The following is a 16735-nucleotide window of genomic DNA, read 5'->3' as shown; positions in this document are numbered from 1 at the left end:
ATAAACTTTGCCTGATCACACAAAAACGCAGCAATGGCGTAAGACGTAATGTGAAATCAAGCAATTAGCGGGCTGCGGGTTGCAGCTTGGCCGGCAAGTGGGTCTGCTCTGTTGTCTTATATTCAGAAGCACCCCTTTATATAAAAGCGCTGTTTTTCAGAAAGAAACACAGGCTTACCGAAATAATGCGCCCCTATGCAGGCGACAACCGTGAGGTTGACGGCTTTGCTAGAAGACTCGGGGTCATCGGTTTACCCGGCCATAGAGGTTATTTTGCCCGCAGTTCTAACGCCAATGTAAAAATAACGAGTAAGTTAAAGATGAAAAGAATGTTGATTAACGCAACTCAGCAAGAAGAGTTGCGTGTTGCCCTTGTAGATGGACAGCGGCTGTATGATTTGGATATTGAAAGCCCAGGTCATGAACAGAAAAAAGCGAATATTTACAAAGGCAAAATCACCCGAATAGAACCCAGTCTGGAAGCCGCTTTTGTTGATTACGGCGCTGAACGTCATGGTTTCCTCCCACTAAAAGAAATTTCTCGCGAATATTTCCCTAGTAATTATTCCTCTCATGGCCGCCCAAACATCAAAGATGTGCTGCGCGAAGGCCAAGAAGTTATCGTTCAGGTTGATAAAGAAGAACGTGGCAATAAAGGTGCCGCACTAACAACTTTCATCAGCCTGGCTGGCAGTTATTTGGTTCTGATGCCGAACAACCCACGTGCCGGTGGTATCTCCCGTCGCATTGAGGGTGATGACCGCACCGAACTGAAAGAAGCCCTATCCTCCCTGCAATTGCCTGATGGCATGGGTCTGATTGTCCGTACTGCCGGTGTTGGCAAATCTGCTGATGCACTGCAATGGGACTTGTCATTCCGCCTCAAGCATTGGGATGCGATTAAAAAAGCCGCTGAAGGTCGCCCTGCGCCATTCTTAATCCATCAGGAAAGTAACGTAATTGTCCGCGCTTTCCGTGATTATTTGCGCCCGGATATCGGCGAGATCCTGATCGATAACCCTAAAGTTCTCGAACTGGCAAAAGAGCATATCGCCGCTCTGGGTCGCCCGGATTTCAGTAGCAAAATCAAATTGTATAGTGGTGAAATCCCCTTATTCAGCCACTACCAAATTGAGTCTCAGATTGAGTCAGCGTTCCAGCGTGAAGTACGTCTGCCTTCCGGCGGTTCTATCGTTATTGATACCACCGAAGCCCTGACGGCAATTGATATCAACTCCGCGCGTGCAACACGTGGTGGCGATATCGAAGAAACCGCGTTTAACACCAACCTTGAAGCCGCTGATGAAATTGCCCGCCAGTTACGTTTACGTGACCTCGGTGGCCTGATTGTTATCGACTTCATCGATATGACACCAGTGCGCCATCAGCGTGAAGTTGAAAACCGCCTGCGTGATGCCGTTCGCCAAGACCGTGCCCGCATCCAGATTGGCCGAATCTCTCGCTTCGGCTTGCTGGAGATGTCCCGTCAGCGTCTTAGCCCGTCACTGGGTGAGTCAAGCCACCACGTGTGCCCACGCTGTAGCGGTACCGGTACCGTTCGTGACAACGAATCACTGTCACTTTCTATTCTGCGTCTGATTGAAGAAGAAGCGCTGAAAGAAAATACCCATGAAGTTCACGCCATTGTACCGGTACAGATTGCGTCGTATCTGCTTAACGAAAAACGTGAATCCGTCAATGCCATTGAAAAACGTCAAGGTGGTGTACGTGCGGTGATCGTGCCAAACGATCAGATGCAAACACCGCACTACTCTGTTCTTCGGGTACGTAAAGGCGAAGAGGTTCCTTCTCTCAGCTACCTGCTACCACAACTGCATGAAGCAGAAATGGCGCAGCCGTTAGAAGAAGCAACAATTGAGCGTAAACGCCCAGAACAACCAGCGTTGGCGACTTTCTCTCTGCCAACCGAAGTACCACCGGAAGCTGCACCTGCTAGCGTCAGTGCTAAACCAAGCGTTGCGCCACAAGTAACCGCATCTGCTGCTACCTCAGAACAGCCTGGCTTCTTTAGCCGTTTGTTCAGTGGCCTAAAAGGTATATTCGGCACATCAGCAGAAGAAGTTAAACCGGTAGAGGTCGAGAAAACCGAAACCACCGAAAACCGCCGTAATGATCGTCGTAATCCTCGTCGCCAGAACAATGGCCGCAAAGAGAGAGGCGACCGTACACCACGTGAAGGCCGTGATAACAGCACACGTGACAACAGTGGCCGTGATAGCAATAGCCGTGACAACAGTGGTCGTGACAATGCGAACCGCGAAGGTCGTGAAGATCAGCGTCGCAACAAGCGTCCAGTGGCGCAAACTACTGCGCCGCAAGCACAAACTGACGTTGTTGAAACGGATAAAGCGCCACGTGACGAGCAGCAACCACAGCGTCGCGGTGATCGTCAGCGCCGTCGTCAGGAAGATAAACGTCAGGCACCACAGGAAGTCAAAGCAGAAGTAGAAGTGGCAGCAGTCAGTGTGGTCGAAGAGGTGCAACCTGAGCAAGAAGAACGTCAACAGGTTATGCAGCGTCGTCAACGCCGCCAATTGAATCAGAAAGTCCGTATTCAATCTGCCAATGATGAGCTGAATGTGCTGGAAAATGCAGCCCAGGAAAATCCTGTTAGTGCACCGCTAGCAAGCATTGCAGCGCCAGTTGTGCAGGAAGAAGTGAAATTACTGCCACAAACGACTGTTCAAGCGGATGATGAAGCTACTCACGATCGCAATGCCAATAATGAAAATGGTATGCCACGTCGTTCACGCCGCTCACCTCGTCATCTGCGCGTCAGTGGCCAGCGTCGTCGTCGCTATCGTGATGAGCGTTACCCGACACAATCTGCTATGCCACTGGCCGGCGCTTTCGCCTCACCAGAAATGGCTTCAGGCAAAGTGTGGGTCCGTTATCCAGTAGCTCAAACAGTTGAACCTGCTTTTGTAGAAAACCCGGTTGAACAACCATTGCCAATAGCAGTTGCAGCAGTAGAGACCCCGGTTAATATTCCGGCCGTGATTGTAGCAGCCCCAGTCGTTGCCGCACCTGTCGTCGTCGCCGTGACTGAAACTGTCACTCCGACACCTGCTGCGCAACATAAACCAGGTGGTTCTTCATCTTCAGCCGCAGCCGTTCCTGGCCGTGCTCCTGTTGTCGTGCCAGTGGTTGTAGAACCTGTTGCCGTTGAGCCAACTGCTGTAGAACCAACCGTTGAAGCTGTCGCTGAGGTGGTGCAAGCTGAAACTACCGCAGCGGTTGAAGCAGTATCCGACGTTGAAGAAACTGGCGTTGCGGAAGCTACCGCTGAACCTGTGGTTCAGGAAACGGTAATTGAGGATACAACTGCTGAAGAAGCGGTGGTGGAAGAAACCATTGTTGCTGAAACTGCTGTTGTTGAAACAACTATTGTTGAAACACCGGCGGAAGATGCGGTTGTAGCTGAAACTGTGGTGGAAGACGCTGTAGCTGAAGCACAGGCAGTGACCGAAGTCGTTGTTGAAACATCGACAATTGAAGAACCGCTAATTGAAGAAACCGCTGTCGAAGCCAGTGTCAGTGACACGGTTGTGGTTGAGGCTCCTGTTGCTGTTGTGCCACAACAGTCGACTATCGCTCACCCTGAAGGTGTGGTGTTCAAACATTACGCTTCAGCACCGATGACCAAAGCACCGGCACCGGATTACGCGCCAGAGTCACCGACTAAAGGTCAGTGGGAACGTCCAGCCTTTGATTTTGCAGGTAAAGGTTCTGCTGGTGGCCATGCGGCGGCAACTCAGGCAACCGCGCCGGCAACAAAACCGCAATCTGTCGAATAAATGTAATATTATTCCGACCAGACATTGCAAAGACAAAACCCGCCATCAGGCGGGTTTTTTTATATTGGTGATATCTTTAACCAGAGATCACTCTCAGGCTATCTGTTTCAGTTTCTTTATTTCGAGGTTTTCCAGTTTGCCTTCAATAGCTTTGACAAACGCTTTGAAGTGCTCGGTTTTATTATGTTTTTCCAATGCATCATCAGATGCCCAGCGTTCGAAAAACACAAAAGAACCTTTCTGGTCGCTTTCGGCATGGAGATCATATTGCAGATTCCCCTTCTCCTCACGACTCGGTTCTATTACCAAATGAACCGCTTCTTTTACTGCATCAATAAATTCAGGTTTTGCCACTAAACTGGCGATGACACGGACTTCCATAGTTATTCTCCCATGCTGTACATTCAATTAGCGTATTTTACTGCTAATCAATAGCTCACCCTAACGGGCAATTTTATCCCGAGCCCCTCTATAAGATGCCCTTTTTGCCTTGTTTTCAACTTAACCCTAACAATCAGATGCATCCTGCGCACTTTCCGCTTATCCTTAGACCCCGCCGGAAACAGTATAAAAACCCCAATATCTCATCATGACTGCGGAGCTAGTTGAATGACTGCACAACCCCAAACCCTGAAAATTCGCCGCCCGGATGACTGGCATATTCACTTACGTGATGACGAAATGCTCAGTACCGTGCTGCCCTATACCTCCGAGGTGTTCGCCCGGGCCATTGTCATGCCCAATCTGGCTCCACCAATTACGACTGTTGCCAGTGCTATCGCTTATCGGGAACGAATTTTAGCCGCAGTACCTGCCGGGCATAACTTCACGCCGTTGATGACCTGTTATCTGACCAATACACTTGATGTCAAAGAACTGACCACCGGCTTTGAACAAGGCGTATTTACTGCGGCAAAACTGTATCCAGCGAATGCTACGACCAACTCAAATCATGGTGTATCCGATATCCCGGCGATATACCCGTTGTTTGAGCAAATGCAAAAGATAGGTATGCCGCTGCTGATCCACGGTGAAGTAACAGAAGCTGCCGTTGATATTTTTGATCGCGAAGCGCGCTTTATTGAACAGATTCTGGAACCGATACGTCGCCAATTCCCTGAATTGAAAATTGTCTTCGAGCACATAACCACCAAAGATGCGGCCGATTACGTGCTGGCAGGCAATCGTTTCCTTGGTGCAACTATCACCCCGCAGCATCTGATGTTTAACCGCAATCACATGCTGGTCGGTGGTATTCGCCCCCACTTGTTCTGTCTGCCAATATTGAAACGCAGCACGCATCAAGAAGCATTGCGCCAGGCCGTTGCTAGTGGTTCAGACCGTTTCTTCCTCGGAACCGATTCCGCTCCCCATACCAAACATCGTAAGGAGTCATCCTGTGGCTGTGCTGGCGTGTTCAACGCACCATCAGCGCTGCCAGCTTATGCTACTGTGTTTGAAGAGATGAATGCGCTACAGCATCTTGAAGCATTCTGTTCATTAAATGGTCCACGCTTCTATGGCTTGCCGATTAACGAAGAGGTTGTTGAATTGGTTAAGGCCCCCTTCCAACAACCAGAAGAGATCCCATTAGGGGATGAATCTGTGATTCCTTTCCTGGCCGGTCAGACTATCAATTGGTCAGTTAAAAGCTGATAACCGCCGCTGTAGGGGCTAACCCTTTACAGCGACGATTTTTATATCAGTCACTTGCAACCTGAATATTTGTACTGTATAAATAACCAGTATAAATATTCGGAGGGCCAAATATGCGTGTTGAAGTGAGTATTGATAAAAAAAACCCGTTACCCGCAGGTGCTATCGAAGCACTAACCCATGAATTGAGTAAAAGACTCAACACCAAATTCCCGGACACCACCACCGCAGTACAAATACGTTATGCCGGAGCAAATAATCTTTCCGTTTTAGGTGGTGCCAAAACAGATAAAGATTTGATCTCTGAAATATTACAAGAAATATGGGAAAGCGCTGACGACTGGTTCGACGCGGAGTAACCCAATGTAATGCTGTTTTGCCGGGGAGTCGCTCCTCGGCTTTTTTATATAAGCGTCTAAACTTTCTTTACTCACCGACTTCTTTTAACCCATTTATTGTTGATTAAGAAATCATCATAAAATAAATAATTTGTAAAGATCTTGCGATAATCTCCAAATTTATCGGCGGTTGCGTATACTGAAAAAGCTCACTTGATAATGAGCCGCATTGATCCTCATTAGTCACTCCAGTCAGTAACTACTATATAAGGGGTCTTTATGGACAGAAATGATGAAGTTATTCAGACTCACCCGCTTGTAGGCTGGGATATCAGCACTGTAGATGTATACGACGCTATGATGATACGTCTTCATTACCTGTCTTCCATGGATCAACCGCCAGAAGATGCGCTGGTTGATAGAACGCTCTGGTTAACCACCGATGTTGCACGCCAATTAATAAATATCTTAGAAGCAGGCATTGCTAAAATTGAGTCATCGGAATATCAAGATCGCGATCACCGTAAACATTAATTTTTTTCCACCAGAAAACGAGTTTAATGTTCGCCAAAAAAGGCACGAGTGAATATCACTTAGTGCCTTTTTATTAACCATTCCCACCACTCTATGGCTAACAGCGCTTTTTCTCCTCTCAGTCCCGTGCTATTACTATCGTTTTAATTTTTATCAGCACTGTTGCTACCTTTAATTCAAATCGTTCGGGTTATTGCCGCGATAAATACACATTGCTAGCACAAACCCTATTGAAAAAGCCAGGTGGCGATATTCCCCGGGATGCAAAATATGGATTATGATCTAATTGTCATTGGTAGCGGTTCGGTCGGCTCTGCCGCAGGCTACTATGCGTCACAAGCTGGTTTAAACGTACTGATGATTGACAGTGCCATGCCGCCTCATCAAGCAGGCAGTCACCATGGTGATACACGGATCATTCGCCATGCCTATGGCGAAGGTGAGAAATATGTTCCCTTAGTTTTGCGTGCCCAAACATTGTGGGACCAGTTATCAGCTCAAACAGGTGAATCATTATTTCAGGCCAGTGGCGTGCTTAATCTTGGGCCAGATGACTCTATTTTCCTGCAAAATGCGCAGCACAGCGCTCAACAATATAACTTGCCGGTTGAAACCTTAAACGCGGCCCAGATCCGTGAAAAGTGGCCGGTATTTACCGTACCAGATAATTATATTGGTGTGTTCGAACCACAATCAGGTTATCTACGTTCTGAATTGGCGATTAAAACGCTGATTAAAGCCGTCACAGAAGCAGGCTGCGGTATTTTATTCAATTGTCCGGTTACCGCTATCGAACCGCTGGATGGTGGTGTAGATGTCGTGACTATAGATGGTACCTACAGTGCTAAGAAAGTGATTGTCACTGCCGGAACCTGGGTCAAAGAGCTGTTACCCGAATTACCGGTGACCGCCATACGTAAAGTGTTTTCATGGCACCATGCCGATGGCCGCTATAGCGAAGGAAATCATTTCCCGGCATTCACCGTCGAGACACCGGATAATATCCATTATTACGGCTTCCCCTCGCAAAATGACGAGTTAAAACTAGGCAAACATAATGGTGGTCAGCCTATTGAAACAGCGGCACAACGTAAGCCCTTTGGCAGTTATGCCGAGGATGGAACCGAAGTATTTGGTTTTTTACGTAACTTCTTACCGGGAGTGGGTGTCTGTCTGCACGGCGCGGCATGCAGTTATGACATGAGCCCTGATGAAGATTTTATCATCGATACATTACCCGATAACAAAAATATCATGGTGGTAACAGGCTTAAGCGGCCATGGATTTAAGTTTGCAACTGCATTGGGGGAAGTCGCTGCACTCTTCGCACAAGATAAACCCTCACCTATTGATATTTCAGCCTTTTCGCTATCCCGCTTCGCCAAATCGTAATGCTGTAACCCGCGAGTTCAGCACTTGATTGTTACCGATGACTGTTTCTTTTTATTTCAGTCATCGGTATATCTCGCTCTCATTTTCACCTCATTATTAATATAAAACGCCGCAAATTTAATAATTAGCAGAGTCTTATATTCGTAAAAGCCGCTAAAAACAATCGTGAATCCCGAATTGACGTTTTAGGCATCAGGGGATTACTTTATCCTTGTATGCGGCCAGGTATGGTTGCTGTTAGACAAGGATGTATGCCACATGAAAATATTAATTATCGATGAATGTTTTTATACCCGATCAGGGGTAAATACTTATTTAAATAACGCTTCATATCTCGATTTAATGGATGTTCCTACGGTGGAACAGGCTACATTAGCTGTTCATGAGTTTGATCCTGAGGTAATTATTGTTAACCTTACCCAATATTGTCGCTATGGTGGACATTGCCCGTTATTAGCACAATTTTTGAGTTGTTGCCTGCGGGCTAAAGTTTATATTTATCTGGATGCGTCATATCCGTTTAGTGAAACGCCGATACCCCTGACAGATTCTGTCTCTATTTTGGCTAAAAAACGCTTACCGGAGTTGTTACAAAGACTATCGGACTTTTCAAGTGAGGGTATCGGTAAGCCACATCCCCCCTGTCCAGCATCCCTATTCAGTCCACAAGAGCATAAAGTCATGTGCTACTGGATGATGGAGATGCCCAATTACCGCATTGCCAGGAAGTTAAATATCAGTGACAGTACAGTTTATTCGCATAAACGGCATATTACCGAAAAAATAAAAGTCAGAAACCGTTTGGAATTATGCTTTATTTACAATGTATTTAAATATTTATACTAAGGCGTTGGTGTATAGAGAGTCGCAATAAAGGGAGTATTCCCTTTCAGTAAATTTTCTGTATATGTGATTTTTGTTCTTAACAAATAATGTAACCGGATTAATATAGTGAGTTATCGCTTGCAGTTAAAGAATCGGTTACATTTCACTTAATATCACCAATACATATCAATCTTTTCCATTCGTACCACAATGCCCATATTATCCAAAGAAATGACTTATTTCATCATGCTGTAACTCAGGAATTTAGCCTGCCAGCTTATTGTTTATAAAAGTTAAAATCCTTATAATGGGCGATAATTCTAGCCTCAGGCACCCTGCATGTTAAATAAATTGCTATCGATGGTTATCAATAATGTACGGGAACATCTACTGCTCTATATCTGCTTGTGGCTGATTCTGTTAGCACTGGATATTTATTTCTTTTTCTATTAACGCGTTTTCTCTACCTTTTCTAGCCGGGCCACCAGATAGCTTCCCACCTGTGGCCCAGCAATAAATACGATATCCGCAGTTTGCACTACTCTACCTTGGCCGGTTTGCCATCACTCAATAACACGGCGATTTTATAACCGGCTGGTGTTAACTCTAATACTATTTTGGCAATAATGGTTAACGGAACGGAAAGCAGCATACCAATTGGCCCGAGTAGCCACCCCCAAAAAATCAAGGATAAGAACACCACCAAGGTTGATAGACCCAAACCACGCCCCATCATCCGTGGATCAATAATATTGCCACCAATCAGGTTAATCAAAATATACCCGCAGGTAACGGCAAAAGCATCAGCAAAACCATTAAACAACAGTGCCTGAACGATGGGTGGGATAGCCGCCAATACGGAGCCGATATTAGGAATGTAATTGAGGACGAAAGCCAGTAGCCCCCAAAGGAAAGCGAATCTGACTCCCATCGCTGCCAGGAATAACCAAATAACAATCCCCGTCGCAATGCTAATAATCGTCTTGATCACCAGATAATGAGTTACACCATTTAGTGCACGCTTGAGAATCGCATTCCCTTGCTCTGGGTTATCAAACATCAACTGCATTTTATAAGGCAGTCGTTCCACTTCAAACAACATAAAGACCACCGTCATCAGCAGCAAGAACATACTAGCCATGGCACCAGAAAGGTGGCTCAGTAGACGGGTCACAAAGTTCATCGCGGTGCTAGGATCGACATGCTTCATAATGTCATCCACCGAGAACTCAATATTAAAGCGCATTGCAAACTCTTGCAGGTCGCGCATTTTTTCCAGCATCATGCCACGATATTGCGGCAACGAGCGGGCAAACTCATTTAATGAAGAACCCAGGCGGCCAAAGAGCAATGCCATGAGTAAAATAATAATGCTAACCAATAAGACAATAGCTAAGGTGCGGGGAATTCTTATTTTCTCCAACAGTTTCACTAAAGGATTTAATACGATAGCAAGAAATATAGCCAACAAGAATGGAACCACGATCGGCGATGCCGCTTTAATTCCCGCCATAATCACCACCAGCATAGCCAGCATCGTGACTAACCGTAGCCCTTGGCTACTCACTCCAGGTATTGTCATTATCAATCCTTGTATTGGAATCGCCATTGCTCTAAAAATGGCATAAAAAAGACGCTATCGAATAAAATAACCGACAACGTCTAACTTTAATAGTACATCCAGTAGGTTAACCCTACGACTATTTTTTATCTGTGCTCTTTTCTGGTATCGGAATGTGCATGGTAGTTTGCAACAATCCTTTCGATTTATTAAAAATCTTGATGCCGTTTTCGCGCCCAGCACGCCGGGAGCGTTGCTCTTCCTGCGGCAACTTCAGCTCTTCCTGACAGATATCACTACAGCAACCAGCAAACTTTGCCGCACAGGTCGGACACTGAATAAATAGTAAGTGGCAGCCATCATTCTTACAGTTGGTATGCGTGTCGCAAGGTGTACCGCACTGATGGCAGTGGGCTATCACATCATCAGAGATCCGCTCCCCCATCCGCTCATCAAAAACAAAGTTTTTACCGATAAATTTCAGCGGCAACCCCTGTTCTTTTGCTTTACGGGCATATTCGATAATACCGCCCTCAACGTGATAAACGTTTTTGAAGCCATTGTGCAGCATATAGGCGCTGGCTTTCTCACAGCGAATCCCACCAGTGCAATACATAACAATATTTTTCTCTTTGTCATGTTGCAGCATATCAACCGCCATTGGCAATTGCTCACGGAAAGTATCAGAAGGGACTTCAATGGCATTTTCGAAATGGCCTACTTCGTACTCATAGTGATTGCGCATATCAACAAACAAAGTATCGGGATCATCAATCATCTGATTAACCTGATCGGCCTTCAGATAATGCCCTATATTACTGGGATCGAAACTCTCGTCATCAATACCGTCCGCCACAATGCGTTCGCGAACTTTCATGCGCAGCACCCAGAATGACTTCCCATCATCTTCATGAGCCACATTCAGCCGCACCTGATCTAGTGCAGAATGTGCGGCAAACAACACGGTTTTGAACTCATCATAACGATTAGCGGGCACACTGATTTGTGCATTGATCCCCTCTTTAGCCACATAAACCCGACCAAACACGCCGAGTTTAACAAATTGACTATAGAGGTCGTCACGGAAGGTTTTGGCATCTTCCAGAGTGAAATATTTATAAAAAGAAACTGTGGTGCGCGGTTCGGTTTCAGCCAACATGCGCGCTTTAAGTTCCTCATTAGAAATTCGGTTATGTAACACTGGCATGGTGTACGTTCCTGTCTTTCGAAGAGGTTACTGATAAAAATTTAATTATTGCTCAATGGGTTAGGTAATTCATTAGACGGCTAATCACGTTAATTCATTGTACAATAGAACTGATGTTTCACCACGGGACAGCCGTGCGGCGCATATAATACCTGAAACATTACTGCGGAACATCTTTAGCGGTAATCACTATCAGTAAAAGCGGAAAGAACGATCCCAGTGAGTAAGGCAATTCCGGCAGCAATCAGCAAAGAGAGGGTTTGCCAGTAAGCCCCCATATAACCCAATATGCCACCGACGACCAATAAACCCGCACTGAGTCTTGCTACTGCCATCGACGGCTCTCCGATAAGAATGAATGAAACTCATTTATACATCGGGAATATCATAACGTAGAAATAAAAATCCCTCTTCAATTGAGAGGGATTTAAGTCAAAATTGATAGCCTGCTAGCTAATCACTTCCAATCTGGCTGGTAGCCCTTGCCGAACCGCGGCACCACTGACCCAATCTAGCCAGGTATTGGGGACTTCTCGCGTTGGATCAGTAAACCCCAAGTCATTCAGATTGCTCCCCTGACCGATACGCGGGTCTGACGCCATGATCACACCATCCAACGAATGTGTTCTGGCACCCATCTCGCGATGTCCATAACCATGTTCAATAGCAACCACACCAGGCATAACACCATCCAATAAACTTACCTGTACCTTCATCTGACCACCGGGGGTCATCAGGCGTACACTGTCACCGTGCTGTATCCCGTAGCGCTGAGCATCGGTTGGATTAATCGCCACCAAATTGGTGGGTTTGACCGCGCGTAAGCGCTCAATCATCGCAGTAGAACTGCTCATGAGATGAGACTTGAAGGACATCAAGCGCAAAGGCCAGTCAGTTGCCGGATAATGGGTAAAGACATCGGAACCATCGGCCAGACGAGGTGGATACCAAGTCGGACAGCCGCTATAACGCTCGCCGGTTATCGCATGGTGATGTTGCGCGACATTTTCGTTCCAGATTTGCAGTGGCTTTTTCCACTGCGGCCCGGTGGCATCGCCATTCCAACTTTTCTCATAAGGCGCAAAACGCCCACCACGCGCCAACAGGTAAGCCACTCGGCGCTGCTCATCAATATGCAGACTGCGTTGTAAGTCGGGCCATAAGCGATCGACGCCGGTTAATTTCAGTTCTTCATCCGAGGCTGGTGGCAGTGGTTTTTCACCGCCATAAGCAATATTGGCCGCGGCCCGTAAATAGTAATCCTCGGCCCGCTCCAGCGACAAATTGTTTCCCTGGCTGTCCTGCATCGCATTGGCACCGAACCCCGGTAATTGCAATGCCTTGGCCACTGCAATCAGGAAGCTCTCCATGGCCACAGGCTCGCCTTGAGCCGTGCGGACAGTACGTGATGTCACCACGGGCCAGCGGGCAGTGCTGGCTTTGACCAGTACCCCGGCCCAGGGCGCACTGAATCCCCAACTCTCAAAATTATGGGTATCCGGTACGATATAATCCGCCAATGCGGTGGTTTCATTCATAAAAGCATCAATGGCAATAAACAGCGGCAATTGACGTGGATCTTGTAGTTTCGCCTCAATCAAGTTGCGCAGCCCCGCGACCCCGTACAGCGGATTAGTCATATGGCTAATCCATGCCTTAAGCGGATAGGGATAACCCGCCAATGCCGGTGCCAATTGTTCGGTCAATTGCCCACCGACAAAGGGATACCATGGGCCACGGGCCGGATAGCCAGGCTGACCCTGCTGAATCTTTTGCTGATACTCTTGCGATTGTTCATAGGGCTGCTTGCTGCGCGATAGCGGTAAGCCTTTTGGTTTTATCATTCCAGCGAAAGTAGCTAACTGATAGCGAGGACCATCAGCAAAACCATCAAACTTACCCCCCCCAACCGAAACTCCACCCTTAAGATTCAAATTACCAATCAGGGCATTGAGCATCATGACCGCCCAGGTGGTATAAAAACCGTTACCCCCCATCATGCCGCCATGGGAGATAACCGCAGCCTGACGCTGGTAAGCCGTAAACTCTTTCGCCAAACCAACCATCGTCTCTGCTGGGACGCCGCATTGCTGGCTGTATTCTTCCAGAGTAAAACGCTCTGCCGCTTGCCGCAAACACGCCATACCTGATTGCACCTGCACAATTTGACCATCATGTAAGGTGACATCGCGCGTGACAAACAATTGAGCGTGTAATGCTAATGCAGCAGGCTGCAATGTACCGTCAACCACTTGCACTAATACCGGACTCTCTTCAGCTTCGGCCACTGACTCACCACTTAGCTGGCTGGCACGTAGGAACTGGCCTGCCAAGGGATGGGTTTCAGTGGTTATCACCAGATGGCTGGCATTGGTCCAACTGCGCTCACCCGCCGCTTGCATGGCAACCTCACCAGGAACGGACAAATAAGCGTGGTTAAAACGATTCTGTTCGATAATCCAACGAATCATCCCCATTGCCAGTGCCGCATCCGTCCCCGGCAACACCGGAACCCAGCGGTTATGCTGATTAGCCAATGTGGTTGTCAGTGGCAGCGCGGGGGCGACCACCACATAATTGAAATCATCACGCTGGCGAGCATTGGCTAGCTGACGCCCTTGCCGCTTAAATGGGTTGCCAGATTGCGCAGGCGACGTCCCCAAAAATAGGGCAAAACGGACGTTATCCCAATCAGGCTTAACATGGGCATTTTTATCTAAATCCCCCATCAACGCACCTGAACCGGCACGATACGCCAAACCACAATATGCCCCGTGGCTACCGAGATTTTTAGTGCCGAACGCTTGATGAGCAAAACGTCGGATAAAAGCATCGCGCCCATCATCACCGGCGTTAGTCACTAGTAACTGATTGGCTTTCGGCCCCAATGAGGGCTGCTGAGTATCAATGGGGGTAATCAGATCACGGATAGCCCGCAACCCTTCAACCGGCCCCTCGCCAAAGAGATCACCGCCTTCGGTCACTTCCGCCACCAATTGCTCAAAGCTGATACGCTGCCATTTGCCACTGCCCCGTGGCCCGGTGCGCTTCATTGGCTCGGTAATACGATAAGGGCTATCGACCCCTTCTAATAGCGTCGCGCCGCGCGCGCAAGCCGTTGAACGCCCGGCCATGCCTGACTCTCCACCTAAACGTTGCAGCGCTTCACTTAGTGGTAACTGATACGGAAAATGGTGGTCATGAGACAACGGATGATAAGGGTTACCGGCGATGCGCAGGATTTTATTGTGCTGGGTATCGACTCGCACCCGTAAGCCACACAAGGTCCAACAACCAAAACATTGTGTCATTGAAACCGCTTGTTGCGGATTGGCCTGCCACTGCTGCCCAATACGTCCTTCTGGTGCTAATGCGTTGGCACTAACAGGATCGAGTGTAAGCTTTCCGGCACTACCATCAATCAGGCCAGCCAATGTTTTGCGTGCCACAGCATGATAACTGGCAGCAAATGCAACCACGCCCCCCAAGGCTAAACTGCCTTTTAACCATTGACGCCGTGTAGACTTAGCCATGATGCATTTCTCCTTTCACTGTTTTCTCGCCTGAAACTGTTTTTTCACTTGAGACTATTTTTTCACTTGAGAATTGTTGTTCAAGCCATCTGACACCTTCACGGATAGCAATAATCACCGCTATCCATAATCCGCATGTACCCACCACGGCCAGCAATCCTTCACTCCCCAGCGGCAACGAATAGGGATTGGTTAACACATTGTATTTAGGCAACGTTTGAGTATGCATCAGCAATAGCCAACGTACCGACCAACACAACGTCAGGGCTGCCAGTGCCTGAGCCACTACCATCCCGCTTGATAAGGTTTTTTTCCTGTTGAACAGCGCCATTGCCAAAAGCAATAGCCACAGCACCACAGGAAATGCTGCCAAAGTCTGGGCATGCATAGCCCAGTAGCGCAGAGCCTGTGCCGAGGCATTATCACCACTGGCCCACAGCACAGTAACCAACGCCAGCATCATTAAATTGATGGGTTGCCAGCGCGCCAATGACACCTGATAGTGCGGCTCACGCCATAGCCAGGTAGCCAGTAAAGGCGGGATCGTCTGCCAGGCAGTCAGGAAGATAAACAGTGGCAACCATAAACTAAACCACAGGGGTTGGGCGCGCAGGATTGACACCTCGCGGCCGGTATAGAGCAAAATAGTGATAGCAGAAAACGCACAGAGTCCGGCTAATCCTGTCAATAATCGCGCTAATGGTTTTGCCCGCAATCGGCTGTAGGTCAGCGCCAGAAAATAGGACAACACCAGCAGGGTAAACAAGGGTAAGAAAAGAGATCCCCATGACATCCACGACCACGGCGTAAAGTGGGCATAGAAGTGCCAGACGCGGGCCGGTTGATGTAGGTCCGCATTGAGCGCCAATGGCGCAACCACCACCGCAGTCACCGCCAACATCAGTGCAGCAAACTCCAATGGATTCTGCTGATGGCGAGAGAACATCCGTTGCCAGCAGGCAAACAACACGCCACTACAAGCCAGCCCGATAAAAAAGAAATACTGCACCGCCCAAGGCAACCAGGCGATATCTTGTGGGCGAGCTAAAATTTCACGGATCATGGGTGTACCTCCTGCCAGAGCGCGGGTTGGCCCTGCAATGGTCGGGTGAAAATGTCATTTAGCCCGAGGTAAAACACTTGAGGGTGAGTGCCTTGCTCCGGTTTCAGCACTTTAATGTCAGCGGCATGTTCTAGCAGCATTTGGCGCAATATACTGTTGCCATCGCGTAAATCACCGATAATCCGCGCCCCGCCGACACAAGACTCCACACAGGCAGGCAGCAATCCAACATCCAGACGATGAACACAAAAAGTACACTTGTCCGCAGTTTGGGTACTGTGATTGATAAAACGAGCTTCATACGGGCAGGCCTGAACACAGTATGCACAACCAACACAACGGGTATTATCGACCACCACAATGCCATCTTGACGCTGATAAGTGGCCTGTACCGGACAGACTGGCACGCAAGGCGGGTTATCGCAGTGGTTACACAGGCGGGGTAGCAATACATTGGTGACACTTTCTGCCCCAGACAGGGCAATTTGATACTGATTAACTGTGGTACGGAACTGGCCTTGTGGCAGTTGGTTTTCAATCGCGCAACTGACAGTACATGCCTGGCAACCAATACAGCGGCGCAAATCAATCAACATGGCGTAGCGCCGTTTGATATCACCTTGTTTGCGTGCCGGTTCCATCCGCCAGCCCGCATCCGCCAATGGTACCAATGCTGCGCCAGCAGTTAAGCCCCCGAGCCGCTGTAGAAATGCTCTTTTTCCTTGATCCATTTTTCTTCTCATCTGCTTAATAACAATGCTCTTAATTCAAGGATTGTAGAAATCGACGAGCAGAAGCCCTATTGTGG

Annotated in this window: 14 protein-coding genes; 7 read left to right on the top strand and 7 right to left on the bottom strand. The window is 48.0% G+C overall.

Annotated features, from left to right (window positions below):
- Nucleotides 1-320: 320 nt before the first annotated feature.
- Nucleotides 321-3818, top strand: coding sequence for a ribonuclease E (gene rne, locus V2A84_RS05595; protein ID WP_083163569.1), 3498 nt, complete (start codon nucleotides 321-323; stop codon nucleotides 3816-3818).
- 93 nt (nucleotides 3819-3911) lie between these two features.
- Here rne and V2A84_RS05590 read toward each other — a convergent pair whose 3' ends face one another.
- Entirely contained in the window at nucleotides 3912-4199 is a 288-nt protein-coding gene (locus V2A84_RS05590; protein WP_083158516.1) for a putative quinol monooxygenase, read from the bottom strand.
- Between the two features lie 228 nt (nucleotides 4200-4427).
- On the opposite strand from V2A84_RS05590, the gene pyrC reads away from it, so the two are divergent.
- The 6 genes from pyrC (at nucleotide 4428) to V2A84_RS05560 (ending at nucleotide 9016) form a co-directional block, all read left to right on the top strand.
- Entirely contained in the window at nucleotides 4428-5474 is a 1047-nt protein-coding gene (gene pyrC, locus V2A84_RS05585) for a dihydroorotase (RefSeq protein ID WP_083158515.1), read from the top strand.
- 113 nt (nucleotides 5475-5587) lie between these two features.
- Nucleotides 5588-5833 carry a DNA damage-inducible protein I gene (gene dinI / locus V2A84_RS05580; protein ID WP_083158514.1) on the top strand — a complete coding sequence of 82 codons (246 nt, stop codon included), beginning with the start codon at nucleotides 5588-5590 and terminating at the stop codon, nucleotides 5831-5833.
- A 258-nt stretch (nucleotides 5834-6091) separates the two neighbouring features.
- Nucleotides 6092-6346, top strand: coding sequence for a biofilm formation regulator BssS (gene bssS / locus V2A84_RS05575; RefSeq protein ID WP_083158513.1), 255 nt, complete (start codon nucleotides 6092-6094; stop codon nucleotides 6344-6346).
- A gap of 270 nt (nucleotides 6347-6616) precedes the next feature.
- Nucleotides 6617-7738: an N-methyl-L-tryptophan oxidase gene (gene solA / locus V2A84_RS05570; protein WP_083163567.1), complete on the top strand. Its 1122-nt coding sequence runs from the start codon at nucleotides 6617-6619 to the stop codon at nucleotides 7736-7738.
- 258 nt (nucleotides 7739-7996) lie between these two features.
- Nucleotides 7997-8584 (top strand): helix-turn-helix transcriptional regulator, encoded by a 588-nt coding sequence (locus tag V2A84_RS05565; protein WP_083158512.1) that lies wholly within the window; start codon nucleotides 7997-7999, stop codon nucleotides 8582-8584.
- Between the two features lie 318 nt (nucleotides 8585-8902).
- Nucleotides 8903-9016, top strand: a complete 114-nt coding sequence (locus V2A84_RS05560; protein WP_005183270.1) for a DUF2770 family protein — start codon at nucleotides 8903-8905, stop codon at nucleotides 9014-9016.
- 85 nt (nucleotides 9017-9101) lie between these two features.
- Here V2A84_RS05560 and V2A84_RS05555 read toward each other — a convergent pair whose 3' ends face one another.
- The 6 genes from V2A84_RS05555 to ttrB form a co-directional block, all read right to left on the bottom strand.
- Nucleotides 9102-10145 carry an AI-2E family transporter gene (locus V2A84_RS05555; RefSeq protein WP_083158511.1) on the bottom strand — a complete coding sequence of 348 codons (1044 nt, stop codon included), beginning with the start codon at nucleotides 10143-10145 and terminating at the stop codon, nucleotides 9102-9104.
- A gap of 118 nt (nucleotides 10146-10263) precedes the next feature.
- On the bottom strand, nucleotides 10264-11331 hold the full coding sequence (gene trhO, locus V2A84_RS05550; RefSeq protein ID WP_083158510.1) for an oxygen-dependent tRNA uridine(34) hydroxylase TrhO: 1068 nt from the start codon (nucleotides 11329-11331) through the stop codon (nucleotides 10264-10266).
- 176 nt (nucleotides 11332-11507) lie between these two features.
- Nucleotides 11508-11666: a hypothetical protein gene (locus V2A84_RS05545; RefSeq protein ID WP_193784639.1), complete on the bottom strand. Its 159-nt coding sequence runs from the start codon at nucleotides 11664-11666 to the stop codon at nucleotides 11508-11510.
- 114 nt (nucleotides 11667-11780) lie between these two features.
- The gene (gene ttrA / locus V2A84_RS05540; RefSeq protein WP_083158509.1) at nucleotides 11781-14864 is read right to left on the bottom strand and encodes a tetrathionate reductase subunit TtrA; all 3084 of its coding nucleotides are present in this window, start codon (nucleotides 14862-14864) and stop codon (nucleotides 11781-11783) included.
- Nucleotides 14857-15927 (bottom strand): tetrathionate reductase subunit TtrC, encoded by a 1071-nt coding sequence (ttrC, locus tag V2A84_RS05535; RefSeq protein WP_083158508.1) that lies wholly within the window; start codon nucleotides 15925-15927, stop codon nucleotides 14857-14859. Before ttrC ends, ttrA begins: the two co-directional genes overlap by 8 nt.
- Complete coding sequence (gene ttrB, locus V2A84_RS05530; protein WP_083158507.1) at nucleotides 15924-16658, bottom strand: tetrathionate reductase subunit TtrB; 735 nt, start codon at nucleotides 16656-16658, stop codon at nucleotides 15924-15926. Before ttrB ends, ttrC begins: the two co-directional genes overlap by 4 nt.
- Between the last annotated feature and the right edge of the window lie 77 nt (nucleotides 16659-16735).

It is taken from the genome of Yersinia sp. 2553 StPb PI, assembly GCF_052217105.1.
Taxonomy (GTDB): Bacteria; Pseudomonadota; Gammaproteobacteria; order Enterobacterales; family Enterobacteriaceae; genus Yersinia; species Yersinia enterocolitica_E.
Note: the sequence above shows the minus strand (reverse complement) of the source record. Positions and strands in the feature narration are given on the sequence as shown.